26 protein-coding genes are annotated in these 25,258 nt (G+C 56.6%); 8 read left to right on the top strand and 18 right to left on the bottom strand.

Annotation, left to right across the window (positions count from 1 at the left end; all coding sequences use genetic code 11):
• Window positions 1–25: 25 nt before the first annotated feature.
• The 14 genes from ACSPHG_RS05315 to tssB are packed head-to-tail and all read right to left on the bottom strand — an operon-like array spanning window position 26 to window position 15,712.
• Window positions 26–3,466, bottom strand: coding sequence for a type VI secretion system protein (locus tag ACSPHG_RS05315; protein ID WP_435952478.1), 3,441 nt, complete (start codon window positions 3,464–3,466; stop codon window positions 26–28).
• Between the two features lie 5 nt (window positions 3,467–3,471).
• A complete protein-coding gene (locus ACSPHG_RS05310) occupies window positions 3,472–4,098 on the bottom strand; it encodes a DotU family type IV/VI secretion system protein (RefSeq protein ID WP_435952477.1) in 627 nt (208 codons plus the stop codon).
• Window positions 4,095–5,489 carry a type VI secretion system baseplate subunit TssK gene (gene tssK, locus ACSPHG_RS05305; protein WP_435952476.1) on the bottom strand — a complete coding sequence of 465 codons (1,395 nt, stop codon included), beginning with the start codon at window positions 5,487–5,489 and terminating at the stop codon, window positions 4,095–4,097. Before tssK ends, ACSPHG_RS05310 begins: the two co-directional genes overlap by 4 nt.
• Window positions 5,489–6,118 (bottom strand): type VI secretion lipoprotein TssJ, encoded by a 630-nt coding sequence (locus tag ACSPHG_RS05300; protein ID WP_435952475.1) that lies wholly within the window; start codon window positions 6,116–6,118, stop codon window positions 5,489–5,491. The genes tssK and ACSPHG_RS05300 overlap by 1 nt, the downstream gene beginning before the upstream one ends.
• Complete coding sequence (gene tssA / locus ACSPHG_RS05295; protein WP_435952474.1) at window positions 6,115–7,179, bottom strand: type VI secretion system protein TssA; 1,065 nt, start codon at window positions 7,177–7,179, stop codon at window positions 6,115–6,117. Before tssA ends, ACSPHG_RS05300 begins: the two co-directional genes overlap by 4 nt.
• A 10-nt stretch (window positions 7,180–7,189) precedes the next feature.
• On the bottom strand, window positions 7,190–7,489 hold the full coding sequence (locus ACSPHG_RS05290) for a PAAR domain-containing protein (protein WP_435952473.1): 300 nt from the start codon (window positions 7,487–7,489) through the stop codon (window positions 7,190–7,192).
• Entirely contained in the window at window positions 7,489–8,001 is a 513-nt protein-coding gene (locus ACSPHG_RS05285; protein ID WP_435952472.1) for a DUF6931 family protein, read from the bottom strand. The genes ACSPHG_RS05290 and ACSPHG_RS05285 overlap by 1 nt, the downstream gene beginning before the upstream one ends.
• A gap of 11 nt (window positions 8,002–8,012) precedes the next feature.
• A complete protein-coding gene (locus ACSPHG_RS05280; protein WP_435952471.1) occupies window positions 8,013–9,980 on the bottom strand; it encodes a type VI secretion system Vgr family protein in 1,968 nt (655 codons plus the stop codon).
• 2 nt (window positions 9,981–9,982) lie between these two features.
• Entirely contained in the window at window positions 9,983–10,960 is a 978-nt protein-coding gene (gene tssG / locus ACSPHG_RS05275; protein WP_435952470.1) for a type VI secretion system baseplate subunit TssG, read from the bottom strand.
• On the bottom strand, window positions 10,951–12,753 hold the full coding sequence (gene tssF / locus ACSPHG_RS05270) for a type VI secretion system baseplate subunit TssF (RefSeq protein WP_435952469.1): 1,803 nt from the start codon (window positions 12,751–12,753) through the stop codon (window positions 10,951–10,953). Before tssF ends, tssG begins: the two co-directional genes overlap by 10 nt.
• 11 nt (window positions 12,754–12,764) lie before the next feature.
• Window positions 12,765–13,181: a GPW/gp25 family protein gene (locus ACSPHG_RS05265; protein ID WP_435952468.1), complete on the bottom strand. Its 417-nt coding sequence runs from the start codon at window positions 13,179–13,181 to the stop codon at window positions 12,765–12,767.
• Window positions 13,153–13,734, bottom strand: coding sequence for an Hcp family type VI secretion system effector (locus ACSPHG_RS05260; RefSeq protein WP_435952467.1), 582 nt, complete (start codon window positions 13,732–13,734; stop codon window positions 13,153–13,155). Before ACSPHG_RS05260 ends, ACSPHG_RS05265 begins: the two co-directional genes overlap by 29 nt.
• Window positions 13,735–13,757: 23 nt before the next feature.
• Window positions 13,758–15,239 (bottom strand): type VI secretion system contractile sheath large subunit, encoded by a 1,482-nt coding sequence (tssC, locus tag ACSPHG_RS05255; protein ID WP_435952466.1) that lies wholly within the window; start codon window positions 15,237–15,239, stop codon window positions 13,758–13,760.
• On the bottom strand, window positions 15,236–15,712 hold the full coding sequence (gene tssB / locus ACSPHG_RS05250) for a type VI secretion system contractile sheath small subunit (RefSeq protein ID WP_435952465.1): 477 nt from the start codon (window positions 15,710–15,712) through the stop codon (window positions 15,236–15,238). Before tssB ends, tssC begins: the two co-directional genes overlap by 4 nt.
• Before the next feature lie 517 nt (window positions 15,713–16,229).
• Between tssB and ACSPHG_RS05245 the strand changes: the two genes are divergently transcribed.
• The gene (locus ACSPHG_RS05245; protein WP_435952464.1) at window positions 16,230–16,754 is read left to right on the top strand and encodes a rhodanese family protein; all 525 of its coding nucleotides are present in this window, start codon (window positions 16,230–16,232) and stop codon (window positions 16,752–16,754) included.
• Here the strand turns inward: ACSPHG_RS05245 and ACSPHG_RS05240 are convergent.
• Entirely contained in the window at window positions 16,751–17,431 is a 681-nt protein-coding gene (locus ACSPHG_RS05240; protein ID WP_435952463.1) for a hypothetical protein, read from the bottom strand. The two genes, ACSPHG_RS05245 and ACSPHG_RS05240, sit on opposite strands and share 4 nt — an antisense overlap.
• Before the next feature lie 146 nt (window positions 17,432–17,577).
• On the opposite strand from ACSPHG_RS05240, the gene ACSPHG_RS05235 reads away from it, so the two are divergent.
• Window positions 17,578–17,757, top strand: a complete 180-nt coding sequence (locus ACSPHG_RS05235; RefSeq protein WP_435955947.1) for a GDFGVC terminal motif YodC-like protein — start codon at window positions 17,578–17,580, stop codon at window positions 17,755–17,757.
• A gap of 111 nt (window positions 17,758–17,868) precedes the next feature.
• Here the strand turns inward: ACSPHG_RS05235 and ACSPHG_RS05230 are convergent, their stop codons facing one another.
• Both ACSPHG_RS05230 and ACSPHG_RS05225 read right to left on the bottom strand, forming a co-directional pair.
• Window positions 17,869–18,156: a DUF2623 family protein gene (locus ACSPHG_RS05230; protein ID WP_435952462.1), complete on the bottom strand. Its 288-nt coding sequence runs from the start codon at window positions 18,154–18,156 to the stop codon at window positions 17,869–17,871.
• Window positions 18,157–18,346: 190 nt separating this feature from the next.
• Window positions 18,347–18,688 (bottom strand): DUF2002 family protein, encoded by a 342-nt coding sequence (locus ACSPHG_RS05225; RefSeq protein ID WP_435952461.1) that lies wholly within the window; start codon window positions 18,686–18,688, stop codon window positions 18,347–18,349.
• Between the two features lie 159 nt (window positions 18,689–18,847).
• Here ACSPHG_RS05225 and ACSPHG_RS05220 point away from each other — a divergent pair, with 159 nt between their 5' ends.
• A complete protein-coding gene (locus ACSPHG_RS05220) occupies window positions 18,848–19,174 on the top strand; it encodes a DUF883 family protein (protein WP_435952460.1) in 327 nt (108 codons plus the stop codon).
• A 105-nt stretch (window positions 19,175–19,279) separates the two neighbouring features.
• Here ACSPHG_RS05220 and pdxR read toward each other — a convergent pair whose 3' ends face one another.
• Window positions 19,280–20,611, bottom strand: a complete 1,332-nt coding sequence (pdxR, locus tag ACSPHG_RS05215; RefSeq protein ID WP_435955946.1) for a MocR-like pyridoxine biosynthesis transcription factor PdxR — start codon at window positions 20,609–20,611, stop codon at window positions 19,280–19,282.
• A gap of 131 nt (window positions 20,612–20,742) precedes the next feature.
• Here pdxR and ACSPHG_RS05210 point away from each other — a divergent pair, with 131 nt between their 5' ends.
• The 5 genes from ACSPHG_RS05210 to nrdF all read left to right on the top strand — a co-directional run bounded on the left by ACSPHG_RS05210 (window position 20,743) and on the right by nrdF (window position 25,135).
• Window positions 20,743–21,171 carry a carboxymuconolactone decarboxylase family protein gene (locus tag ACSPHG_RS05210; protein ID WP_435952459.1) on the top strand — a complete coding sequence of 143 codons (429 nt, stop codon included), beginning with the start codon at window positions 20,743–20,745 and terminating at the stop codon, window positions 21,169–21,171.
• A 228-nt stretch (window positions 21,172–21,399) separates the two neighbouring features.
• A complete protein-coding gene (gene nrdH, locus ACSPHG_RS05205; RefSeq protein ID WP_435952458.1) occupies window positions 21,400–21,636 on the top strand; it encodes a glutaredoxin-like protein NrdH in 237 nt (78 codons plus the stop codon).
• Window positions 21,633–22,043, top strand: a complete 411-nt coding sequence (gene nrdI, locus ACSPHG_RS05200) for a class Ib ribonucleoside-diphosphate reductase assembly flavoprotein NrdI (RefSeq protein WP_435952457.1) — start codon at window positions 21,633–21,635, stop codon at window positions 22,041–22,043. Before nrdH ends, nrdI begins: the two co-directional genes overlap by 4 nt.
• Complete coding sequence (nrdE, locus tag ACSPHG_RS05195) at window positions 22,016–24,163, top strand: class 1b ribonucleoside-diphosphate reductase subunit alpha (RefSeq protein ID WP_435952456.1); 2,148 nt, start codon at window positions 22,016–22,018, stop codon at window positions 24,161–24,163. Before nrdI ends, nrdE begins: the two co-directional genes overlap by 28 nt.
• 9 nt (window positions 24,164–24,172) lie before the next feature.
• Entirely contained in the window at window positions 24,173–25,135 is a 963-nt protein-coding gene (gene nrdF, locus ACSPHG_RS05190) for a class 1b ribonucleoside-diphosphate reductase subunit beta (RefSeq protein ID WP_435952455.1), read from the top strand.
• Window positions 25,136–25,258 lie beyond the last annotated feature (123 nt).

The following is a 25,258-nucleotide window of genomic DNA, read 5'->3' as shown; positions in this document are numbered from 1 at the left end:
GTTCATGTTTTGACGGCATGATGAGTTAGCGGCAGTCGGCGATATGTGCCGGTAGCTGTGAGAAGCCGCTTTTCAGCCCCGTTGGCCGCAATTTTTCCGCTTTTCTTTCGCTGGTTTCGTCCCGCGCGTCGGCATTGCTGGTCAGCGCGTCGTTCAGCGTCCGCCATTTTCGCCACGCGTCATGCACGGCAACCGGGGAACTTACCTCGTAGCGCACCAGGATATTTTTGATGCCCAGCGCGGCCAGCTGCGCCGCCTCTTGCGGGAAATCCTCCTGCTCGTAGCTATGCCCGCCGTCGGCAAGGTCGCTGAGAAAATCAGGCCACGCGCCGTCGCCGAAATAGTCATATTTCAGGTCAAAGCCGGGGAAGTTAATTTTCACGCTGACCCGGCTACAGTGGCCCGGCCGCCAGCGGAACGGCTTCTGCTCGCTGAAGTTCATGCTTTTCAGCTCCCAGCTTTGCTCGTCGCAAAACAGCACGAGCTGCGTGCCCGTCGGCATCAGGCGCGCGCCGCCGGGAATGGTTGCGGGCTGGCTGGTCAGCGTTAGCTCCAGCGGCCTGGCCTCAAGGGCGGCAAGCTGGCTTTCCAGCCTGCCCTGCTCCTCTTTCAGCTGGGCTAGCGTGTCCGAACTTCGCGTATCCTCACGCTCCGGCATCGCCAGCACGTCGTCAGGATGCAAAACGTGGTTAACGATGCGCAGAAACTCTGGGGTTAACCCGGCCGTTTGCCCGTCAAACGTGCCCGCCTCCGGCCCGTTATCGCCCATCGTTAAGGCGCTTTTCGCCGGGCCGCGTACGAAATCAGTCAGGTATTGCCAGGCAAGATCCTGCTGTTCCGGGTAGCTCAGGCGGTCGAGGTTTTTTTCCATCGGCCACAGCACGCGGCTTTGCCACTGCTGTTCGAGCCAGCAGCCGGTGCGCTGCATGGCGTGCGCCACCAGCCAGCGGTTATCGGACTGATATAACGACCAGACGGCATTGACGGCGTAGTCTTCGCGGGCGCTGTCCGACATGCTTTTGCGCAGGGCGCTAAAGCGGCCATCAAGGATTTGCAGCGGGTTGCCGTCGGCGCTGCTTCCGGCCTGGAACAGGTCGCGGGTCAGGCGGTTGCTGCTCGGCGACGTGGCAAAGACGTCGGCGACCGCGCTGTGTACGCCCTTACGCCATTCGTTCCAGTTTTTGACACCCAGCGCCGATACCACGGGCGGCAGGTTTTTAACGTCGAGCCTGAGCAAACCGGCCACTTTCTGTCTGAGGCTTTGATCCAGTCGGCTTGCCCGCTGCATCATTCCGCCTGATGCCGGGGCAGCCTGGAGGCGATGCAGCTGACGCAGCTCCCGTAGCCAGGGCATAGCCTGCGCGCGGCTGATATCCGCCAGCTGTTCATAGGCGTAGCGGGCAAGCTTCATCGCCGGGCTGTTCCCCTGGTCGATGGCGATGAGGGCTGACTGCCACTGGCCGGAAGATAAGGCCGGGACCTGCTCGCGGTTAAAGGCCAGCATCAGCGACATCCACTGCGTCTGGCGCAGGGTATTCCAGCGCTGCTCCGCCGCGTCCAGTACCGGCAGGCGGGCGCGTGCACCCGCCGCGCTGCGGATATCCGCCAGCCAGCGCCGCATTTGCGCGGTGCCCTGCAGAGTCCACAGGCCGTCAAGCGATGCCTCGCTGCTGGATAACGGCTGGAAATCGCTTATGTGCACCGCTGGCAGCGCTTCATAAGGCGCGGATAACCAGTCGGCCTGCGGGTCGCGGTTCACAAGGTTAACCAGAAGCTGGCGCAGAGAGTGGAGCTGCTCCTGGCCGCCAGGCTGCTGCAACAGCGTGCGTTGCAGCACGAGGCTGTGTTCGCGCGTCAGATGATTGATCGCCCCGGTCATGCTGAGCAGGTCGGGTTCCGCCTCATGTTTTACGAGTTCGCTCACAGGCGTTCCGTCCAGCATCGCCCGTTTGGTCATGATTGCGTGCGCGAGCGCCAGAATCATCTCGCGCCTGCCTTCTGCCGTCGCCTGCGCAAACTGCTGCTGATAGAGCGCGTTCACCGCCGGCGGATTGACCGCCTGACGCGGCGTCGACGCTAAAATGCTGGTTTCCAGGCGCCCCTGCCGATGCAGCAGCGCGGGAACGTAGGCCAGATAGCGCAGCGGCGTTTCGTGCCACGCTTCAATCGCTTTTAGCTGCTGCACTTTGGCCTCGACATCCATAGTCCGCACGTCGCCGGTAAGCAGTTTATGGCTATAAATGCCCGAGGCCAGAAGCGCCGCAATCGCCAGCGCGGAGGCGGTGATGCCGCCCCATTGCTGCAGAAAACGCCGCCCGAAACCGATGGGGATCGCTTCACGCTGGCGGCTCAAATCGGGCAGCAGGCGGGTCATTAAATCGTGCAAGAAAAACGCCTGCCGGGCCGCGCTGTTTTTGCTGACGGGTTCGGTCGCGGTGAACCAGACGCCGCCAAGCGTCGCGGGCTCAAAGTAGACGTCAGGCTCGCACAGCGCCGCCAGGTAGCGCTGCAGGCCGTGGCGCAGCTGCGGCAGCCGCTCCGGGAAATCCAGCAGAGCCAGGGTTTGCGCATTAGGCTCTCCGCCGGAAAGCATGCTTACCCGAACTTTATCCAGCCCGTCTTTTACGCAGTTAAACAGCGGGTGAAGAAACGCCGGATCTTTGCCGTCGACGACCGGCGGCACGGGCCAGTAATAGCCGAGCGCCTGCTGCCGCTGCGCCGGGGAAAGCCTGTTGGCCCACAGGCTAAAGCCGGGAAGCGTGTCGCTGCAGGTGATAAACAGGTAGACCGGCAGGCGGCATTTCACCTTCTTAATAAGGGGTTCAATCTGGGTGCGAATATGGCGGGCGTGCAGATGAAGATCGACACCGTTGTCTTCCATCAGCGCCGACGCGGGCACGCAGACGACGATTCCAGCCGGAGCGGGAATGCGCCCGCACCAGTTGACGAGGCGCAGCCAGCCCCGTTCGAAGGCGGGCGTTTTGCTCAGGAACAGGCTGGAAAGATCGAGAAATCCTGCCGAGCGGAAGAACCACCAGCGCAGGGTGCGGGTCGGCACCACCACGCTGCTTTCCGGCTCGTTGGAGAACAGCGGCAGCCCGGCACCGGCCATCAGCGTCGTTTTGCCGCTGCGCCCGCCGGTCAGAACGAACCACGGCAAAGGCTGTTTTTGTCGGCGAATACGTTTTATTACCGAGGCACCGGCCTTCCAGTGTTCCGATAAAACGTATTCCATGCGCGACATTTTCAGCCGTTTGCGTAACGCCGCGAAGGTTTTCCCGTGCAGGATGGCGGAAATACTGACCCATAAAAAACGCGCCAGCAGGATAGCGATTATTAACCCAACCCACATAACGGGCGCGATGATAAGCGATTTTTCGGTCACGAAAGTAAATATGACGCAGAGAGCGAACAGCATGCAGAGCAATAATGCCCAGCAGGCAAATGACAGGAGTTTTTTAAACATTTTATTTACCCGGTAAATATCCCAAAACCTGCCGCCAACGTCAGCAAATACAGAAAGAGCGGCAGCGAAAGAAGCAGCCATTTTCTGTGGCGTAACGCTTTGCGAGGCCGCTGTTTGCCAAAGGGATAGCGCCCCTCCTGCTCAACCAATGCCGCATTATTTGGCCACTGCCGCCACTCTTCCGGCAGGCACTGCCGTTCGTCGTCAATGCGCTGTTGCAAGAGCTGCACGTCCTGCCCGGAATATTTGCCGTGAAAACCCATCAGCAGACAAAATAGATACACCATCCGCAGCTGAACGTTGGCTTTATCAATTTCATCAAGATGGATAAAAAAGGCTTCCCCGCCTACGGAAATATTAAAACAGTGGCTTTGCAAAAGGTCGGCCCGCCAGTTTTTCACCCATTCGGCGCTGGAACATAAAACGCGCTCGTCCAGCCAGAGAACGACGGCGAAATACGCTTCGTCGCACTCCTGCTTATCGTGATGTAATTCCGATTCGAGCAGCGCCTGCTGCAATAGCGCCGTGCTCTGCTCGCGAAAGATGCCGTAATCCAGATGCTCTTCGGGATGGAGGAAAAAGTCGGTAATAAAGCGAAACACCGGTAAATAGCAGTTCAGTAAACTCATCATGACGGCACCACAAAAATCAGCTGCACCTGCAGATCGTCGGGCATATCGGGCCAGTAGAACGCCACTTTGTTTTCTTTGGCCGCCCTGGCCCACAGGTCGCTGTCGCGCTCAACCTCGAAATAATGGGAGTCCGTGCGGTTAGGCACGCCGCGCGGCGGCTGGCGACACCAGGTGACGGGAATACCCGGCAGGGCATGCTGGATAAGCGCTTCGATATGTTTTGGCGAGGCCAGCTTCATAGCGCTTATCTTCTTCAACTGTCTGTTTTCCATCGGCATATTGGCCGAGCGCAGCAGCAGCAGAACGGTTTGCGCATTCAGGCTTTGGGCGCTGTCGAAGCTGCCGGAGTAGATACCGTGCAGATTGTTTTCGAGGGTGATGTAGGTGTTGTCTTCCAGCACCAGGCCGTTGAGCAGCGCCACCAGCGTTTTGCGGGCGCTTTCAAAGCAGTCCAGCAGGCGGTGGTGGTCGTAAGGCTGGAGGGAGTCCTCGCCGTCGCGCCATACCCCTTCAAAAGTGCAGGAGTCGTTGAAGGATGAAAGCTCGCCGACCAGCTGGCAGAGCTGGTTATAAACCTGCCAGGGGTGAATCTGCCTGGCAAGCGACCAGTTTTTCAGCAGCGGCAGGACGCGGTTCAGGGAACGCATCGCCAGAAGCTGGGTGACGCGATCGCCCCGGTCGGCGTCGTTCACCAGCCGTTCAGAACGTTTGTACTCTTCAAGCTTGCGGGCCCTGGCGCTAAGGTCGAAATAAATCGTGTCGATGAGCTTATGCAGGCTGGCTGAGCCAAACAGCGTCACCGCCGGCGGCGAAAACGTCGGGTCGAGAATCACCTGCTCGTTTTCGTAGCGCAGACGCGCCAGGGGCAGACATTCGCAGTCGACGGCCTCGTCCTTTTCCGCCCCCGCCAGCAGGCGCACGTTGTAGCAAAGGCGTGCAACCGGCGCGTCGGGCGCGTGGTCATAGATATCCTTCATGACGCGATCTTCGCCGGTGTTAACCCAACGGGTCGCCGCGCGATCCTGATCTTTGTCGAGCGTGGCAACGTTGCTGTGCTGCGGGTCGAAGCGGCGTAACGCCAGCCACACGGTCAGGGGCCGATCGCGCTGTTTCCACATCTCGCGGAAGTTTCGTTTTTCGATGCGGCAGTTGCCCGGCAGCGCAAGCAGCGTGCCGCCCGGCATGATTAGGCGAATCTGCTCGATGCTGACCACGTAGTCGCTTAGCGCCGCCTGATTGATAGAAACGTCGATAAGGCCGTGGTTAAACGGCTGCGCCAGCCGCAGATGCTGCGCCTGATGCCATTCGTTGTGCAGGTCGAGCGACTGAAAATGCTGAGGCTGGAGGTACAAACCCGAATGCCAGTAAACCTGCTGTTGTTCGCTGTACATTATTTTTTGTCCTCCACGGCGGCAGGCTCTGGCGCGCTTTCCGTCGCTGACGTTTTTTCAGGAGGCAGTTCGGCATTAACGATACCTTCGCTTCCCAGCGTGACGGCGAGGTTAAGCGGCGCAAGGGACGCCTGCCACACGGGGCTCCACCAGCCGCTGCTTTCGCTTTTCACCGGGACGTCGCGACTTATCATGTGGGCCTTGGTCGGGAACGGATAATAGCCCGCCACAAAGCCCACGCTGCGCGTGTTGAGCACGCGGTCGATGTGCAGCGTGTTGATCTGCCCCGGCATTATCGCGTAGCGGTCCACCTGCAGTACGTCGCCATCGCCACCCGCGTCTGCCCCCGCGCCTGCAAACAGGCTTTTCAGCGTGACGGGGTTGCTCAGGATTTTATTCAGGGTGGCGCGGTCCCTCGACTGCACGACAAGCACGGTGCAGCTATTGGGTAAACCGTTTACGGTGTTCAGGCCAGGCTCGGCGCGCAGCTGCAGGGTGATGGCCCCGGCCGCAAACGGTGCGCTAACCGCATCCTCGGCCTTCTGCCGGTCCTGATTTTCCGTTGACTGGCAGCCGGTCAGGAGCAAAACGCTCAGCATCAGGCCGCGAAGACCGATCTTTACGATCATGATCTGCCCTGCCCTTTCAGCACGCTGTTGATCGACCGCATGCTGCTGTCGTCGTCCAGCATTTCTTCCAGCCATTCGGTCAGCGTCATTCCGGCCCAGCGGGCCGCGCGCTCCATCAGGAACGGCACCGGGCTCGAAGGCTCGGTTTGGCGGAAAAAGTGGGCAATGGTCAGCATTTGGCTGATCGCCAGATCCCGCGACATTCCCTGTTTCTGGGTCATTGTATTCAGCACTCCCGTTTCTGCGCCCTGCTCTTCTTCGCCGGGGATCAGGACATTAAGCGTCATGACGTCGTCATAGTCCGGTGCGGCGCGATCGAACAGGCGTTTCATGAATTCCTGCATCTCCCCAAGCGCGCCCAGGGTCTGGCCCAGCGCGTAGGATTCCGCCTGCGGGTTGAGCCGCGCATAGTCTGTTTCAAACGTTTGCAGCGCCTGGATCAGCTCGCTCAGCGCTTCGTTCTGCTGCGCAAGCTTATGCGGATCGAACGCGGCGGCCCGGCGGCCGAAGGTTTCCATGGAGAAGTCGCCGTCGCTGTCGCGGTCGGCCGCGCTGTCCGGCTTCATGGCAATTTTGTGTTCGTAGGCCAGCACTTTCTGCCAGTAATCCAGCGTGCTTTCCGGCTGCCCGGCGAGCTGATAAAAATTCAGCAGCAGCGCCAGCTGGCGATCCAGACGATTGAGGATGCTGTGGCGGATAATTGCGCCATCCTCGTCAAGCTCGGGCCAGCCGGTTTGCCAGTAAATCTCGCTGAATGAGGCGAGGTATTTCACGCCCGCGAGCAGGCCCTGTATGCCGTGCTGATGGCTTAGCCCCTCGGTAAGCCAGCAGGCTATCTGAAAATCTTTACTGTCGCGGGTGAGCACCTGGGCGCTGAGCCGCACGACTTTTCCCCAATCGGCCCTGCGCAGTTCCGTCGCCCACTCCCCCTGCGGCAGGTAGTCCGGATCGCTTTCACGCGCCTGGCGAATATCGTCAAAAACCTGCTCATATTCCATGTTTCGCCCGCCAGGCTCAGCGTCGCTGACCGGGGCAAGCAGAAGGTGAAAATCTATTTTCATGCCGGAAATCCTAAGAAATTAAAACCGTCGGGCAACCGACAACGATGGTGCCGCCGTGGGCCGTGCTGTCCCCCATGCGGGCAGCAGGTTTGCCGCCGATGAGCACGGTTGCACTGCCTTTGATCACCGTGTCCGGCGGCCCAACGCAGACGGCCATCGAGCCCATGGCGGCGGCGGGCATACCGCCAATTAATACGGTGGGTGTGGCAGGCGTCGTCACCGGCCCGCCAACGTGCGGGATCGGCGGTAAACCCGGCGTGACCATCGGGCAAACGTGCATGTCGCCTACGCGAGCTGCTGGCTGGCCCATCAGTGTGTCCCTCTCGCGGCAGACCATTCGGCAAAGAGCGCTTGCGCACCCGCGTGCGGCGCGCCGTCACCGGCAAGGGAAACGCTCAGCAGCTTCATCGCGCAGTGCAGCATCAGCGGCGCAAGATGGGGTTCGGGATAGACGGCCTCGAACTCGTCGGGCGTCATGCTGCCCTGCATCCAGAAGGCCGCCAGCCCGAGCGCGCCGAGCGGCGTGTCAAACCCCAGCGCCTCGGCCTGGCGGAAAATATCCCGGCGCAGCGCCTCATCAGAACTGCCGATCCACCGGCCGATATCGTCGGCACACAGGCGTTCTGCTTCGCTCGAGGTTCCCGCCTTCAGGATCTGTTGCAGTAGCCAGCCCAGGGTCTGTTTCGGTGGGGATTCCAGCACCAGGCAGGCCAGCGCATCTTCCCACTGCTGCGCTGCCAGCAGGGTTTGGGCATTTTCATATCCGCTGTGCGCGGCGCTGAGCTGCGCCATACCCTGCGGCGTCATGAGTTTTTCTTTCATCGTCGCTGTCCTTAGCCAATCATGGTGACGCCGCCCTTGATCTGGGTCATACCGCTACCCTGAACAGTGACCATGGCGCCTTTGAGTTCTGCCGTGCCTTTGCCTTCGATTTTGACGGTGGTGCCGCTTATCGTGATGCCCGCCGGTGAGATAGAAATTTTGCTGCTGCCGACCTTAAGCTCGATACTTTGGGTCGACTCAATCACGCAGGCTTTGTCGGCCTTGACCGTGCTGCCGCCGCCGCTGATTTTTAACTGGCTATCGCCGCCGTTCAGCGTGGTTTGCAGGCTGCCTTTGATATCAAGCTTGTAGTCGCCCTGCTTTAGCGAGGTGGAATGGCTACCCTGCTCGAGGGTTAAAATGCGGTCCCCCTGTTTTAGCGTCAGCATTTCTTTGCCTTTGGTGATTTCCGTGACGCGGTCTTCCCCGATGGTTTCCGTCACTTTTTTCGCGATGTCGGTAATGACGTCGTTTTTCACCGTCAGCAGCAGGTCTCGTTGCGAGGTGATGGAAAGCTTCTCTTCGCCTTTTTTATCGTCGAAGCGCAGCTGGTGGCCCTCTTCGACGCTGCCGTCGAGCGAGCTGCGGGAAACGATGCCGCTGTGGTTTTTTTCACCCGGCAGGCTTAAAGGCGGCTTGTTTTGGCCGTTAAAGACCGTGCCGGTGACCAGCGGATAATCCGGATTGCCGTGCACGAAGCTGACGATAACCTCGCTGCCGACGCGCGGCAGGAACATCACGCCAAAGCGCCCGCCCGTCCACGGCTGCGAAACGCGCACCCAGCAGGAGCTGCCGTCGTCGTGCTTGTTTTCACCATCCCACGGGAACTGGATTTTGATGCGGCCGTACTCGTCGGTATGGATCTCTTCTGACTTAGGCCCGACGACGGTGGCGGTTAAAATTCCGGCGATTTCAGGCTGGGGGGTCTGCTGCGGCGGACGCCACGACACGCTGTCTTTTAGCACCGTAAACGAGCAGTCGACGTCCGGCTCGTCGCCGTCGATACTGCTGGCAGCATGCAGGCCAACGGCTTTGATGCGGTAATCGCCGCCGCTGGAAGGGTGATCGCTCAGGCTAAACTTTATGCCGCAGCCGAGCCAGAACGCCCCGGCCTGTGCCATAAACTGCTGGTTGTCGGCCTCAAGCTGTTCCATTTTGAGCCTGGCCTGCGCCTCGAGCTGGTCGCGCTTTTCGTTGCCGTGCGCGTCAACATAGCCAATCCCTTCCACGGCGTAGTCGGCCGCAACGGCCTTTGATTTCCCCTCAACGGCGGCGGCCTGCTCAATGTTGAAGCCTTTTAGCAGCACGGAAGATGCCGCAAGCGTCGAGTGAGCCGTCCAGCTTGAGATGCCCGCGCCGTCCCGGCGACCGGCCTGCGGGATAAACGGCAGCGTGGCCGGGGAGCCAGCCTGATGGCTGGAAGGATGGTCGGCCAGCACCAGCGTATGTTGCCCCGCATCGTGCATAAAGAAGTAGTAGATGCCTTCCTGCTCCAGCAGCCGACTTATAAAGTCAAAGTCGGACTCGCGATACTGAATGCAGTATTCACGGGGCAGATAGCTGGCCCGCAGGCGCAGGTCGATATTGTTGATATTCTGCTGACGCAGGAGTTTGCAGACCAGGTCGGGCACGCTGATATTCTGGAATACCGCCAGATTGCGGCCCAGCCCCAGCAAAGCCATACGCGGCTCAAGAACGCCGGTGAAGGTGCTTATTTCGTCAGAATTATTCTCTTCATGGATATTTGTCAGCACCCCGTGAATAAAGCGTTTGTGCGTTCCGCGCCCTATTTCACAGGCAACTTCTTTCGCGAAGTACCGATCCATCTGCGCCGACGTTAACCTGCTGCGAAATTTAATCTCGTAACGATAGGTTGCTGAAAACCTTTCCTCACCGCGAAGACTCATTAGCGTCAGAGCGTTCGCGGCGTCACCGACAAAGCGAATAAAACGGCTGTCCTGGCCCAGGGTAACTGACATAGTTATTTTCCTTCCCGACGTGCGGGTAAACGAATGGTGTGCAGACCTGCCGTCGGCGCGTGTCCGAGACAGATATCCAGCCCGAGCTGCCCTTTGCCAAGCTGAACCGCCGCGTCAGCCTTCTTCTCAATCAGCAGATCGATATCAAAATCCAGCCCGATGCCGACGTAGTCACGGATGTGCGACCACAGGCTTTCGTAGTGCTTTCCCTGCGGTAAAAACAGGCTGGCATCGTGCATGGCAACCGGGCCAAGCGTGACCGTAAAGTGCGACTGCAGGTCCCAGTACACGCTGCCAAGCATCGGCGCATCCCCCAGCGTTTGGGCTGAATGGCCGAGGCAGCAACATAATCCAGGCTCCATCGTGCGCCACTCTCCGGTAAACGGCGTGACCTTCGCGGGAACGCTGAAGCTGTGCTTAAGCCAGGTTTCCAGGTTGAGAAGCGAACGAACGGAATGGGCAAATAGCTCGGCGAACCTTTCTTCCCGCAGCGACGGCACGCTGTGCGCCACCCCGGTCAGCGAGCGGATAGCCAGGCTTAAGGGGCGCGCCTCGGAGGATTCCGCCATGGCGTAATAGTGATATTTCTGCCAGGCGAGGTAGCGCAGGCTGTGCAGGCGATGGTTAAAGATATCGAGGAAGGCTTTGGCGGTTTTGTCGCCATAGCGGTAATAGCGCTCGATCATCCATTCGGTGTACACCGCGGGCAGCGCGCCGAGCGCGCCGGTCAGCCCGTGCGCCGCGACCTCAACCTGTAGCTTTTCCTGCGCTACACCGTTCGCTTCATCGATCGTTTCTTCGATCGACTCAATCGGCCCGACCTCGCCGTGCGGCGCATCCATCGAAAGCGGGGAGACAAAGCGCAGCTTTTCTTCAATCGCCTGCTGCTGGGAGATGCCGTGCTTTTTCGACAGGCCGCGCAGCATAAGGCGCACCTGCTGGAAGAAGTTGTACGGGCTCAGCACTTTGGTTAAATCCATGACAGCCTCCCGGCGCGAACCGGCCAGACGCGCGTCATTTCTTCCCGCCCCTCAACGCCGGTGACGACGCGGGTGAAGCTGTTTACCGGCGCATACAGCGCCAGGAAACAGTCCATAAAGCGGCACAGCAGGAAATACTCCACCTCTTCGGCGGCTTCGTCGGCGAAGGTCATACGGATTTCAATGCCCCGCGCCATCGAGCGCGGATCCTGTGGCACCAGGCGCGTGACCACCGGGCTGCACTCCACCCGCAGAATCAGGTTGATCAGGCGGCTGATGGTCGGATTGTCGTTGAAGTTGTAGAGCGCCAGCGTTTCCTTTAGTACCCGCACGCCCTCCGGCCCGCCGATCAGCATATGGTTGAGCGAGAGCTGGGAGATTAAACGCCAGCGGGCGGCCTGCTTAACCGGCGGCCTGACGGGGAGCGTCGGGCGGGTCAGCGCGGCGATTTTCATCCCGGCAATCGGCAGCTCGGACTCGAAATCGCCCGCAGGATCGCCGTTGCTCATGCTGGCGGGAATATCACGATTGGTGCAGGTCAGGTTCAGGCTGACGATGTCGCTTTTCGGCACCAGCGGGCTTTCCCCCCGATCCGAAAAGGCGATAAACAGCTGCGAAACCGAGCCGCCGTTGACGCTGGTTTCGCGACGCATGCACTGCCAGAAAAGGCCAGGCTCCCCGTCATGCGCCGAATGGTCCAGCCCGAACAGCGGGTAAATGGGGCGCGGGAAGGTATCATTGCCCTGCTTGTGCATCGCCGTTACGGTATCGACCGACCACACCTCCATGGAATTTTGATAACGAATATCCGGGATAACCGGGTATTCCGCGTTTTCACTGTCGGGTGAAATTGGCTCGGCGCGGTGCGGAAACAGATTCACGGCGGGCGTGCAGTTCAGCAGAAAGATGTGTTCGCCGATCATGCTGGCGATACTTTCCAGCCGCCGCGACATGGCGCAGCGGTTGAACGTCACCAGCAGCGTAAGATCGCTTTGACTGCCCGCCACAAACCCTTCCGGCAGCGGCATATCGATAAAATGAAACTTCTGCGGGAAGAAAAAAAAGTCCTGTAAGAGGCTGTGCGTCGGCGGCATGCGCGAATCGCCGCTCAGCAGATTTTCACCTTCGGCAAAGCCGACGGCATTAATACCCTGTGGCGAGAGCCTGTGTCGCATATCGCCCTGTAGCAGGGAAAGCGACTGCACCTCGCAGCACAGCAAGGTGTAAAGAATATTGGCGATAGCGCTGCTGCCGCTGAGATAGATCCTGAGCGAACGGGCCGAAAGCGTCGCCCCGGCCCACACGGAAAGCTGGATTTTCAGGTTCCAGTTGAGCGAGTCATCGTCAAGATGCAGGCTTGCGGCATGAAGATTTACCGGCTGCAGCGTGACCGGATAAACCGTGCGAAAACGACAGACCTGGCCATTTACCGGGCGGGAATACAAAGACGTGCCCGCCTCGATCAGGTTACTGGCCGTCAGCGCACTGATTTTGCTGTCCGGGGACATTTGCACGATGCAAACGGACGGAAAAGGCCGCAGCAGCTGGGGGGCAAGCACGGTCAGGAGCGCATCCGTGACCTCCGGCATATCTTCGTCCAGGCGCATCTGGATTTGAGCGGTGACCAGCGCGAAGGATTCGATAACCCGCTCGATATGCGGATCTTCAGAGACGCCTTCGGACATCCCCAAACGTCTTGCTACCTTCGGAAAATAACGCGCAAATGCCTTTCCCTGGGTTTTCAGATAAGCGAGTTCGTTCTGATAATAAGAAATTAATTTTTTCGCCAACATAAATAATGCTTTTAATCGCGCAGGGTAAATTGGCTAATGACGTCGTCCCACATCAGGCGGTAGCGCACCCTGCCATCATCGGTATCGGCTTCAATAAGAAAAAAGCACTGGCTGCCCTGTTCATCGCCGGGAATAACATCAACATTTCGCAGCCGTGGCTCAAAGCGTTGCAATGCGAGCCGTATGCGCCGTTGCATGATGGCGTTACGCTCAAGGCGCGGCGTGTCGCTGGCAAATACATCGCACACGCCGTAATTAATTATCGATTCATTTATAACGGGGATAGCTTCAGCGTGATGGCTTCGGGGACGTGAAGACAAAAGCATCAGAACCTCTTCTACAAGCCTGCTGCTTTTGTCTTCAGCCTCTGAGCGATCGTCCTGATTTTTAGGATTATCATCAGATAGCCGTTGCAATAGAGTTTCCATCTCTGCGCCTCAAAAAACAGTGTGCAAAATTGCACACTGTTGAATTACTTTCGGAACAATTACAGCTTGGTGTTTTCGGTAAGGTTCCAGCCCACTGGGCCGTATTTCTTAGGCTGGCGCCCGCATCGATCATTTGCGTTTCGAAGCGAATGGTGCTGAATACAAAACTCATGCTTTCGAAAGGAATTTCGCCCGCGCTCTGTGCGGAAATAGAATGGCTGGTCAGAATGCAGTTTTCATAAGTCCAGCGAACCATTTCATGGTCTTTATCTTCGGTCTTAACATTCATCGCGATGATGATTTTTTTGATATTGGTGCCCTGAGCTACCATGTTTACCAGGTCAGTTGACGTGGCATCCATTTCTTTAGAGAAAGAAACGGAATCAAAATTCACCCCATCGCTGTTCAACTGGCCGGAGCCATTATTGATTCGCGCCGTGCTATAAACGCCGTTATTCGCGTTATTAATAGCAATCCAGCCATCATATTTCTTGTCGCTTACGCAGCCTTTAATACCTTCAATTTGCATAAACAGATTAGCAGCACTAGCCATGTTAAATTTCCTTATAAATGATATTACGCACCGGTAGATGCAGGGAGTTCCGCTACCAGGCGCAGGGACATACTGAGACCTTCAAGCTGGAAATGAGGTTTTAAGTAAGCCACTGCTCGATAGCTACCTGGGCTGCCCGGTACATCCACAACTTCAACGGTTGCTTCACGTAACGGGTGGCTCGCTTTGATATGCGCACCGACGTTATCGGAACCCACTACATATTGGTTAATCCAGCGTTGCAGGAAGTCCTGGCATTCGGATCTGGACATAAAGCTGCCCACCTTATCGCGCACGATAGATTTCAGATAATGCGCAAAGCGTGAGGTGGTCATAATGTATTGCAGCTGGCTGGATAATCTGGCGTTGGCGTTCGCCAGTTCTGAATCATATTTACGCGGCTTATTCACCGACTGCACCGCAAAGAAGGCGGCGTAATCTGTGCCTTTACAATAGACCAAAGGAATAAAGCCTAAATCCGCCAGCTCTTTTTCGCGACGATCTGAAATGGCCACTTCCGTTGGGCACTGCATGATTTTTTCGCCGGTCTGCGAAACGTAGTTATAGGTCGGCAGGGATTTCACCAGGCCACCGCCTTCTACCCCGCGAATAGCGGCACACCAGCCGTGCTCTTCAAAGGCTTCGACCATACGGCCAGCCAGCTCATAGGCGGCGTTGACCCACAAATAGCTAGCACCGTCGTTGGTTTCGCTGATGTGTTCTTCAAAATTAAATGTCTCAACGGGCACGGTTTTGGTGCCGTAAGGCAGGCGGCCAATGACGCGAGGCAGCGTCAGCCCGACATAACGGGAATCATCGCTCTGGCGGAAGGATTTCCAACGCGCGTAATCTGACGTGTCGAACAGCTTGCCGAGATCGCGTGGACGAGGCATTTCAGAGAAGGTGCCCATCGCGAACATGCCAGGATTAGCGGCGCTCAGGAAAGGCGCGTGTGCGGCTGCGGCAACGTGGGAAATTTGTTCCAACAGTTGAATATCTTCCGGCATCGCATCGAATTCAAAATCACCCACAAAAGCAGAATACGGATCGCCACCGAAGGTGCCATATTCACTTTCATAGATGCTCTTAAACAAAGCGGACTGGTCGAAGTCGGAAGCCGATTTGAAATCGCGAATCAGCTCTTTTTTCGTACAGTTGAAAACGCGCACCTTCGTGTTTTCCGTTACGCTACTCTGCACCAGTTTATGCAGACCGCGCCAGGAAGACTCCATGCGCTGGAATTCTGGAGCCTGAATAATGTTGCTCACCTGAGCAGATAACAGTTCGTCGATCGCCGCAATACGGGCTTCAATGCTGCCAACCAGGTCGTTGCTGACAATCACCGCGCCGGAAGCCACTTCGGAAAGTAAATTATCCAGCTGCTGCTTCACCTTGCTGCGGTCTGATTCACGACGGATTGCCTGGGTGTTATCAATGATCTGATCGAGATAATCATTGGCGTGCTCAGCCGCCGGAGAAGTATTCAATACCTGAATATCACTCATTCCTTATCCCCCTCCGTAGGGTCGATGTTTTTTTGGCTTTCGAGCAGTTCAACCAGCTGCTCTTTTAAACGATCGTTACTGGCTGTACGGTTACGTAAATCGCTAAGTTGTTCACGTAATTCAAGAAGTTTTCGAAGCGGTTCCACCTGCATGGCGACATTTTCAGGAGAAAAGTCTTCGATGGAATTAAATTGCAAAGCCACCGACAGCTTGCCTTCTTTTTCAGGAAGCGCGCTATCGACCAGAATTTCTACGGAAGGATTCATCCCGGCCATAACATTATTAAAGTTGTCTTTATCAATGTGGGTAAAACGGCGATCGCGTAATGCGGCATTATCTTTTGCAAAATCACCGATAACCCCCATTACCAGAGGTAATTCTTTTTTAGTTTCCGCACCACCGGCTTCAACGTCATAGGTGATTTGCACCCGTGGAGGACGGGATTTGCTGAGTTTATGCTGAGTATTACTCATGATTAACGCACCGTAATATTAAAATAGATAGCTTGATGGATTATTTGCAGAGGATAGGGAATTACTCATTTAGTGTCCATTTAATAATAAATTCATATTTAGAAAAAAGGTAACCCCGCAATATAACCCATATATGAAGCAATGCATAAAAACAATAAAATCATCAACTTAAGAAAGAAAAAACTTAAATAAAACCCCAGCACAAATATTCACAAAAAGAATTTTAGCGCCGCTAAATATACATAAATACAATAACAATAATCTTCATAACAAAATTTAACCAGCAAATCGCTGATGAGGAAATAAATTTATCATTCATGAAACAGATAATTTATGACAACCCTATCTAGGTTCTATTATTAATGCAAATGACGCGACGGCGTTGAAAACAAGACTGCTGTAGAGAACGCTCCCCCTCTCACCCCCTTCCTTTCTTACCTCGCCAGACATAACATTATCAGTAATGTGAAACAGGAATACATTTCCGCCATCAATCTCATCGTTCATAAGGAGCAGCATGACTATCCAGAACATTTCTCCAGCCGAGGCTAAGGTTCTGCTTGAGCAGGGAGCCGCGCTGATTGATATCCGCGAGCCGGATGAATACGCCCGGGAGAATATTGCCGAAGCGCATCTGCTGTCGCTTTCCGCTATCGAAAAAGGCGACCGCCTTGGCCCGTTCGAGCCGCACGATACGGTCATTTTCTACTGCCAGTCAGGCATGCGCTCGTCGCAGAACGCGCAAAAACTTGCCCAAGCCGTCGCCCCGGCAAAAGTGATGCTGCTCGACGGCGGCCTGAACGCGTGGAAGAAGGAAGGACAGGAGATTCTTGCAGATGCCTCCCAGCCGCTGCCGATCGTGCGCCAGGTGCAAATCGCCGCCGGCACGCTGGTGCTGGCGGGCGTAGTGCTTGGCTACGCCGTGCATCCCGGCTTCTTTTTGCTTTCGGGATTTGTTGGCGCGGGCCTGCTGTTTGCCGGGATCAGCGGTTTTTGCGGCATGGCTCGCCTGCTGGCGATTATGCCGTGGAACCGGCTTTAGAAGTAGTGGACTTCCGTCCAGTTATAATTGGTGAATGCCAGCCGGGCCTGCGCAGAAACCGCGCCGTACCTCTCAGCCTGATGTTCAAAGAAATATTCCCTGAAGCAGGCTGGAAGATAGTCCGCCTGATAGCGCAGAAGAGTGCTGTGCCAGAACGGCGGCGGTAACGGGATATCCCCATGGCGCTCGCGCAGTTTCTGCCGCCAGGGCGAATCAACGAGTTGCCGGGCAAATGCCTCTTTTGCCGAGTCGCTTTGTGCATCAGGCGTTCCGGCAATCAGCAGCTGGTTGGGCAAAGCCACTAGCCGAAGGTTACTGATAGTGACCGCAAGGTTTTCGGCATGTTCTTCGAAGATGGATCGTAGTTCACGGTCTTTATTGGCAATATCGGCGCGCGTATACAGCGGCATAGTGATGGCAAGAAAAGTGAAATGCAGCCCGTTTAGCGGCATGGCGTCGGCTAAAGCATCACGCTGCGCCAGCTGATTTATATCGCTTACCAGGCGATGAAGCGGGCCCGTGAGGGTTGGCTGAATGCCGCTGGTAATGGCGAGTTTGTGCGGGTCATAAAATGCCTCCTCCCTCACCCGGCCCGCTTCAGGGTAAGCGCGCCATTTGGCCTGCGTTGCCTCACTCGTTCGGGAATAAAGCTGCTCTAACTCTTCTGGATTGTACATTTCACCTCCTTCCCTCACCCTAACGTAATCCTGCACAAAACGTTATGCGACTTTTCTTTATCGCCCGGCCAGTCTGATCTATGTTTAAAGGAATCGGCAAGGCCGCCTTGGCCTGCGAATACCCCCCTGACGTTGAGAGGCGAATTATGTTTAAAGTGGGCGATCTGGTGCAACCTAAAAAAGGTGGACCAAAATTGGAAGTGTTGGATATTCAGGGAGATGAGGTGATCTGCACACCGGCTAACATACTCAGCGGTGATAAGGTGACGCTGAAAGTCTCAGAGGTCACGCTGTACAAAGAAGACGGTGATTTTGGCGTTTGCTGATCCACGCGTGCGGGCGGGCAAAACTGCCCGCCCGCATCAAATAAAATTTGCCCTATCCTTGTCATCGCCAGTTCTCGACAACAGGGCACGGCGGTATGTAAGGCGCTGCAATCAATAGCCTTTTTCGTAACCCGCCAAAAAACACTTAACTGCCACATCGGCGTTCACTTCTTTAAAGAAGTCAGCCACCAGTTCTTTATCAAGATCGTAACGGCGCGTCAGCACGCCCGCTTCCCATGCGGCACGCTGCCGGTCGCCCGTTTGCTCAGAAATACGATGGGTAAATCCCAGTACGAAGCCGCGTTTATAGTCGGAGCAGAAGCGTGCCACTTTGTTGACACTGTCGGCTTCACGGGCCTTTAGCCCCGCCATCAACCCCTTGCCAAAATGGTTTTCCACCTGCCATTCCTCATAAAAACACTCGTTATATATATTATTATATAACGATCATTTTGCCGTTGGATAGCGCTAAAATCACCCTAAAAATAACCCTATGATTTACATGTTGAAAAGAGCTTACTCGGGGGTAGATTGCGGGAATAATGACGAGATTAGGAAGGTGTGACTGGCGCGATGCCAGTCCAAAGAATTAATGTTCGCCAAATAGCCCGGACAGATAGCGCTCGAGCGCGATACGTGAGCTAAAGCCGTGCGGAATGCCGTAATGCTGGTGCGTTTCCCCGGCCAGATAAAGCGGGAACTGCTGATAGTGATCGCAGGTTTTGACGTCCGACGCGGGCTCGGCCAGCGACTGGCTACGCTCTTTAAGCGTCGGATGAATAATCAGTGCCGTCCGCCCCATTCGCGCTTCGCGATTGACGTAAACGTAGTTTTCACCACGGCGGTAGCCATAGGCTTTGGGGGTCACTTCATCCATGGTAAAACCGGCTTTTTCAAGTACGCGGGCCACCTCGTCAGGTCTTAAGTACATATTTTATCCTCGTCATCTTTTTAGCTTCGCAACCTTACAATAACCAGCATTAGCAGGGCTTTCGGATTAGTCCATAAAGATGGTCAAAGAGCGTGACCTGACTCATTACTAAAAATTATGGTCTACACTGGTTATTACATCGCAACAAGGGAGATAAAAATGATTAACCGTCCAACTAAACATGAAGTTAACGAAGGTGTTGATGATATTAATAACGACGTGAACCAGCTGGCGGATACGCTGGAAGAGGTTCTTAAGTCGTTTGGTAGCGATGCGAAAGAGGAAGGGGAAGCCGCGCGTAAAAAAGCCGAAGCCCTTCTGAAAGAAACGCGTGCCCGTATCCAAGGCCGTGGCCGTGTTCAGCAGGCCGCACGTGATGCAGTCGGCTGTGCAGACAGTTACGTGCACGACAAACCATGGCAGAGCGTGGGTATCGGCGCGGCCGTAGGTTTGGTTCTCGGCGCGCTGCTGGCTTCACGCCGCTAGGTTTGAGTTGGTTTTGTCGGGTGGCGCTGCGCTTACCCGACCGACCCAATCGGTAACCGTAGGGTGGATAAGCGTTACGCGCTATCCACCTTTTACCCCCTGCATTTAGGCTATCGCCTTACGTAAAAGCGCCGCCAGGCGTTTTGCCTCCTCTGCCGATACCACATTAGTAAACGTCATCAGAATTCCCCCTTCCCCTTTTGATTCCATACGCCAGTCGCTCAGCGCCTGCACCGCAAGACCTGCCGCCCTGGCGCGGGTGACCCTCTCGCGATCGTCCCCCTTCACGCGCATCACCAGCTGGATCCCGCCCGCCTGCGGCACCACGTCAAAACCTTCGTTCTGCAACGCTTCTTCAAGCCAGACTCGCCTTTCGCTGTAGCATTGACGCATTTTTTTCAGGTGCCGCCAGAAGTGCCCCTCGCGCAGGAAGTCGGCGATGGTCTGCTGAATAAGCGACGGCACCGTGCAGGGCAAAAACCTCGCCTGCTGGCTGAAGGCGGGGATCTGCGCCTGCGGCACCACCAGCCAGGCGACGCGCAGCGCGGGGAACATCGACTTGCTGAACGTCCCCGCGTAAAGCACGCGCTCCGGGCCGTCGAGGCTTTTGATGGGCGGCAGCGGCTTGCCGTGGTAGCGAAACTCGCTGTCGTAGTCGTCCTCAATTACCCAGCTCTGCTGCGAGGCGGCCCAGTCGAGCAGCTGATGCCGCCGCGCAAGGGAAAGCGCCACGCCCAGCGGGCTTTGGTGCGCCGGGGTCAGCAGGGCGAAACGCGCGTGGGGATAGTGCTCCAGCGCGTGGCTAATCTGCATGCCGTCATCGTCCACCGGCACCGGATGTAGCGCCATCTGCGCATCGGCAAAAACCGGGCGGATATAGCGATAGCCGGGATCTTCAAGCCAGATACCGTCCCCTGGCCTTGCAAGCGCGCGCACCACAAGGCGCATCGCCGCCTGAAACCCGGCGGTGATAAATATCTGCTCCGGCTGGCATTCGATGCTGCGCGAAAAGCGCAGATAGTCCGCAATGGCCTGCCTGAGCGTTGATTCCCCGCTGAACTCCGGCATCACTAAATCGTAGCGCGTTTGCAGGCGCAGCCGTCTGCCCATCAGCCGCGCCCAGATAGCCCTGGGGAAAGCATCCAGCGCGGGCAGGCCCATCTGAAACGGCAGCGGCGCGCCCTGCGGCTGGCTGGACGCCATATTCTGGCTGCTGCCCGACGCGGTGACCGAAGGGCTGACAAAGGTGCCCGCCTGCCCGCGCCGTTCAAGCCAGCCCTGCGACACCAGCTCGCCGTAGGCGTTTTCGACCGTTGCCCGCGCCACGCCCAGTTCAAGCGCCATGGTGCGGCTCGACGGTAGCCGACTGCCGGGCAGCAGCTCGCCGTCGCCGATCGCCTGTTTAAGCTGGCGGGCTATCTGCTGGTAACGCGGGATAGCGTGGTGAGCGTTCACTATCATCGACGGAGGCTTGGGCATCATGGTCTGCTTTTTTAGTTGATTTATGGCTCTCTTCAGCAGTCCATCATAGGGGTAAATTGCTCTCACACCAACACGAGGAATTAACCATGATTGAATTACGCCAGCCTTACTACGATCTCTCCCCGGCCGTTTTCAAACCTATGCTGCAGGCGCTGAAAGGCCTGGAAGCCAGCTCGCTTGGCTCAACGCTTATCGAGCTGGTGTTTTTACGCGTGTCGCAGATTAACGGCTGCGCCTACTGCCTGGAGATGCACTCCAAAGCGCTGCGCAAAGACGGCGTTGACCAGACCAAGCTGGACGCCCTGGCCGGTTGGAAAGTAAGTAATCACTTCACAGATAAAGAGCGCGCGGCGCTGGCCTGGGCCGAATCCGTAACCCTGATTACCGAAGGCGCGGAAGACGACGTTTACCAGCCGCTGCTGCAGTTCTTCACCGCGCAGGAAATCAGCGACCTGACGTTTACCGCCAGCCTGATGAACGCGTTCAACCGCCTGGCGATAAGTATGCGCATGTAGTTTCTTAGGGTGGATGGCGCTTCGCTTATCCACCCTACCAGCGTAAGTTTTTACGTAGGGCGGGTAAGCATCGCGCCACACGCCGCTTAATTTCACGCCAATCCCACCCCAACCGCCACGCTGCTCGTTTGCGCAATGCTTATCTAAAAATACTATATCTTGTATGGTTGAAATAAATCCCACCCACATCTAGTATTCATATTCTCACCCATAGAGAGAATAAGAATCATGCGCATTACCCTCTACACTCGAAATGACTGTGTTCAGTGCCACGCCACCAAACGCGCCATCGAAAGCCGTGGGTTCACTTTTGACGTGATTAACCTCGACGTAACGCCTGACGCCATCGACGAACTTCGCGCTCTGGGCTACCGCCAGCTGCCCGTTGTGATTACCGATGCCGAAAGCTGGAGCGGCTTCCGTCCGGACATGATTAACCGGCTGCGCGCCCGGGCCAGCGCATGAGCAACCTCGTCTACTTCTCAAGCTCGTCGGAAAACACCCTGCGTTTTGTTGAACGCCTCGGGCTGCCCGCCCTGCGTATCCCGCTGGAAGTGAAACGGCGGCTGGAAGTGACGGAGCCCTACATTTTGATCGTGCCAAGCTACGGCGGCGGCGGGATTGCGGGCGCGGTGCCTGCTCAAGTGATTCGATTTTTAAACAACCCCGCCAACCGGGCGCTGCTGCGCGGCGTAATCGCCAGCGGCAACCGCAGCTTTGGCGAAGGGTTTTGTCGGGCGGGCGACGTCATCGCCCAAAAATGTCAGGTGCCGTATCTCTATCGCTTTGAGCTGCTCGGCACCGAACAAGATATTGAGAACGTGCGTAAGGGAGTGAGCGAATTTTGGCAACGACAGAAGCAGTCCGCGTGAGCGCGACAGACGGCGCGGACTACCACGCGCTCAACGCCATGCTGAATCTCTATGATTCGCAGGGGCGCATCCAGTTTGAAAAAGATCGTCTGGCGGTAGAGAAATTTCACGAACAGCACGTGGCACCCCGCACGCGGCAGTTTGCCAGCCAGCATGCGCGCCTGACGTGGCTGGTTGCCGAAGGTTATTACGATGAGCGAGTGCTCGCGCGCTACGATCGTGGCTTCATCGTCGCCCTGTTCGAAAAGGCGCACAACAGCGGCTTTCGCTTCAAGACGTTTTTGGGCGCATGGAAGTTTTACACCAGCTATACCCTGAAATCCTACGACGGCAAAGAGTATCTCGAAGACTTCGAAGACCGCGTCACCATGGTCGCGCTGACGCTTGCACAGGGCGATGAAAAGCTCGCCTTCCGCCTGATGGAAGAGATGCTTAGCGGGCGCTTCCAGCCCGCGACGCCGACGTTTTTAAACTGCGGCAAGCAGCAGCGCGGCGAGCTGGTGTCCTGCTTCCTGCTGCGCATCGAAGACAATATGGAATCTATCGGCCGCGCCGTAAACTCCGCGCTTCAGCTCTCAAAACGCGGCGGCGGCGTGGCTTTCGGGCTTTCCAACCTGCGTGAAGCGGGCGCGCCCATCAAGCGTATCGAAAACCAGTCGTCCGGCGTGATCCCGATAATGAAAATGCTGGAAGACGCCTTTTCCTACGCCAACCAGCTTGGCGCGCGCCAGGGCGCGGGGGCGGTTTACCTTCACGCGCACCACCCGGATATCTTCCGCTTCCTCGATACCAAACGTGAAAACGCCGACGAGAAAATCCGCATCAAAACGCTTTCCCTCGGCGTGGTGATCCCGGATATCACCTTCCAGCTTGCGAAGGACAACCGGCCGATGGCGCTGTTTTCGCCCTACGACGTGGAGCGCATTTACGGCAAACCCTTCGGCGATATCGCCGTCAGCGAGCGTTACGAAGAGATGGTGGCGGACGAGCGCATTCGCAAAACCTTTATCAACGCGCGCGATTTCTTCCAGCGCCTGGCGGAAATCCAGTTTGAGTCCGGCTATCCGTACATCATGTTTGAAGATACGGTGAACCGCGCCAACCCGATTGCAGGGCGCATCAATATGAGCAACCTGTGCTCGGAGATTTTGCAGGTCAACAGCGCCTCGACCTACGACGAAAACCTCGACTACGCGCAGGTTGGCAAAGATATCTCCTGCAACCTCGGCTCGCTGAATATTGCCCTGACCATGGACTCGCCGGACTTTGGCCGCACCGTGGAAACCGCCATTCGCGGGCTGACGGCAGTATCGGACATGAGCCACATTCGCTCGGTGCCGTCGGTTGAGGCGGGCAACGCCGCCTCGCACGCCATCGGGCTTGGGCAGATGAATTTGCACGGCTACCTTGCCCGCGAAGGCATTGCCTACGGCTCGCCGGAAGGGCTGGATTTTACCAACATCTATTTCTACACCATCACCTGGCACGCGGTGCGCGCCTCGAACCTGCTGGCGCGGGAACGTAAGCAGCGCTTTGCGGGCTTTGAAAACTCACGCTACGCCAGCGGGGAGTATTTCAACCAGTACGTGCAGGAAAGCTGGCAGCCGAAAACCCAGAAGGTGCGCAGTCTGTTTGCCAGGGCGGGCATTACGATCCCCACGCGCGAACAGTGGCAGCAGCTGCGCGACGACGTGATGGAATTCGGCCTGTATAACCAAAACTTACAGGCCATTCCGCCGACCGGTTCGATTTCGTACATCAATCACGCGACGTCGAGCATCCACCCGATCGTCTCGCGCATCGAGATCCGCAAAGAGGGCAAAACGGGCCGCGTTTACTACCCGGCACCGTTTATGACCAACGACAACCTGGAGTTTTACCAGGACGCCTACGACATCGGCCCGGAAAAAATCATTGATACCTACGCCGAAGCCACGCGCCACGTCGATCAGGGGCTTTCGCTGACGCTGTTTTTCCGCGATACCGCCACCACCCGCGACATCAACAGAGCACAAATTTATGCCTGGAAAAAAGGCATCAAAACCCTCTACTACATTCGCCTGCGGCAGATGGCGCTGGAAGGGACGGAGGTGCAGGGCTGCGTGTCCTGCGCTTTATAAGGAGAGAACATGACACAGTTAACCCGCATTCAGGCCATCAACTGGAACAAGATCGAGGACGACAAAGACCTCGAGGTGTGGAACCGCCTGACCAGCAACTTCTGGCTGCCGGAAAAGGTGCCGCTGTCAAACGACATTCCCGCCTGGCAGGCGCTTGCGCACGACGAGCAGCAGCTGACCATCCGCGTGTTTACCGGCCTGACGCTGCTGGACACCATTCAGAATAACGTTGGCGCTCCGGCGCTGATGGCCGACGCCGTGACGCCGCACGAAGAGGCCGTGATGTCGAACATCAGCTTTATGGAAGCGGTTCACGCCCGTTCGTACAGCTCGATTTTCTCCACCCTTTGCCAGACCAGGGACGTGGATGCGGCCTATGCCTGGAGCGAAGAAAACGCGCCTTTGCAGCGCAAGGCGCAAATCATCCTCGCACACTACCACGCGGGCGATCCGCTAAAGAAGAAAATCGCCAGCGTGTTCCTGGAATCTTTCCTCTTCTATTCCGGGTTTTATTTGCCGATGTACTGGTCAAGCCGCGGGAAATTAACCAATACCGCCGATCTTATACGCCTTATTATTCGTGACGAAGCGGTTCACGGTTATTATATCGGCTATAAATTCCAGAAATCACTGGCATTACAAAGCGCCGAAAGGCAGACCGAGCTGCAAAATTTTGCCCTCGATTTAATGATGGACCTCTACGATAATGAAGTCGCCTACAGCGAAGCGCTTTATGGCGAAGTGGGCTGGGTTGAAGAGGTTAAATCCTTCCTGTGCTACAACGCCAACAAGGCGCTGATGAACCTTGGCTACAGCGCGCTCTTCCCGCCCGAAATGGCGGAGGTCAATCCGGCGATTCTGGCGGCGCTGTCACCGAATGCCGATGAAAATCATGACTTTTTCTCCGGCTCCGGTTCTTCCTACGTGATGGGCAAAGCGGTGGAAACCCAGGACGAGGACTGGGATTTTTAAACCGATAATATCGCAAGAATTATCGCTAATATCGGTGGATTAGGCTTATGCCGATCCACCTTTTTTATTTCCCGCCCCCGCATCCGCTCATAGCCTAATTATCCCGCACTGACAAAAAAATAT

Origin of the sequence: Dryocola baronae, from assembly GCF_051297175.1 — a bacterium.
In the GTDB taxonomy this organism is placed as follows: Bacteria; Pseudomonadota; Gammaproteobacteria; order Enterobacterales; family Enterobacteriaceae; genus Dryocola.
This window is presented reverse-complemented; position numbering and strand designations above follow the sequence as displayed.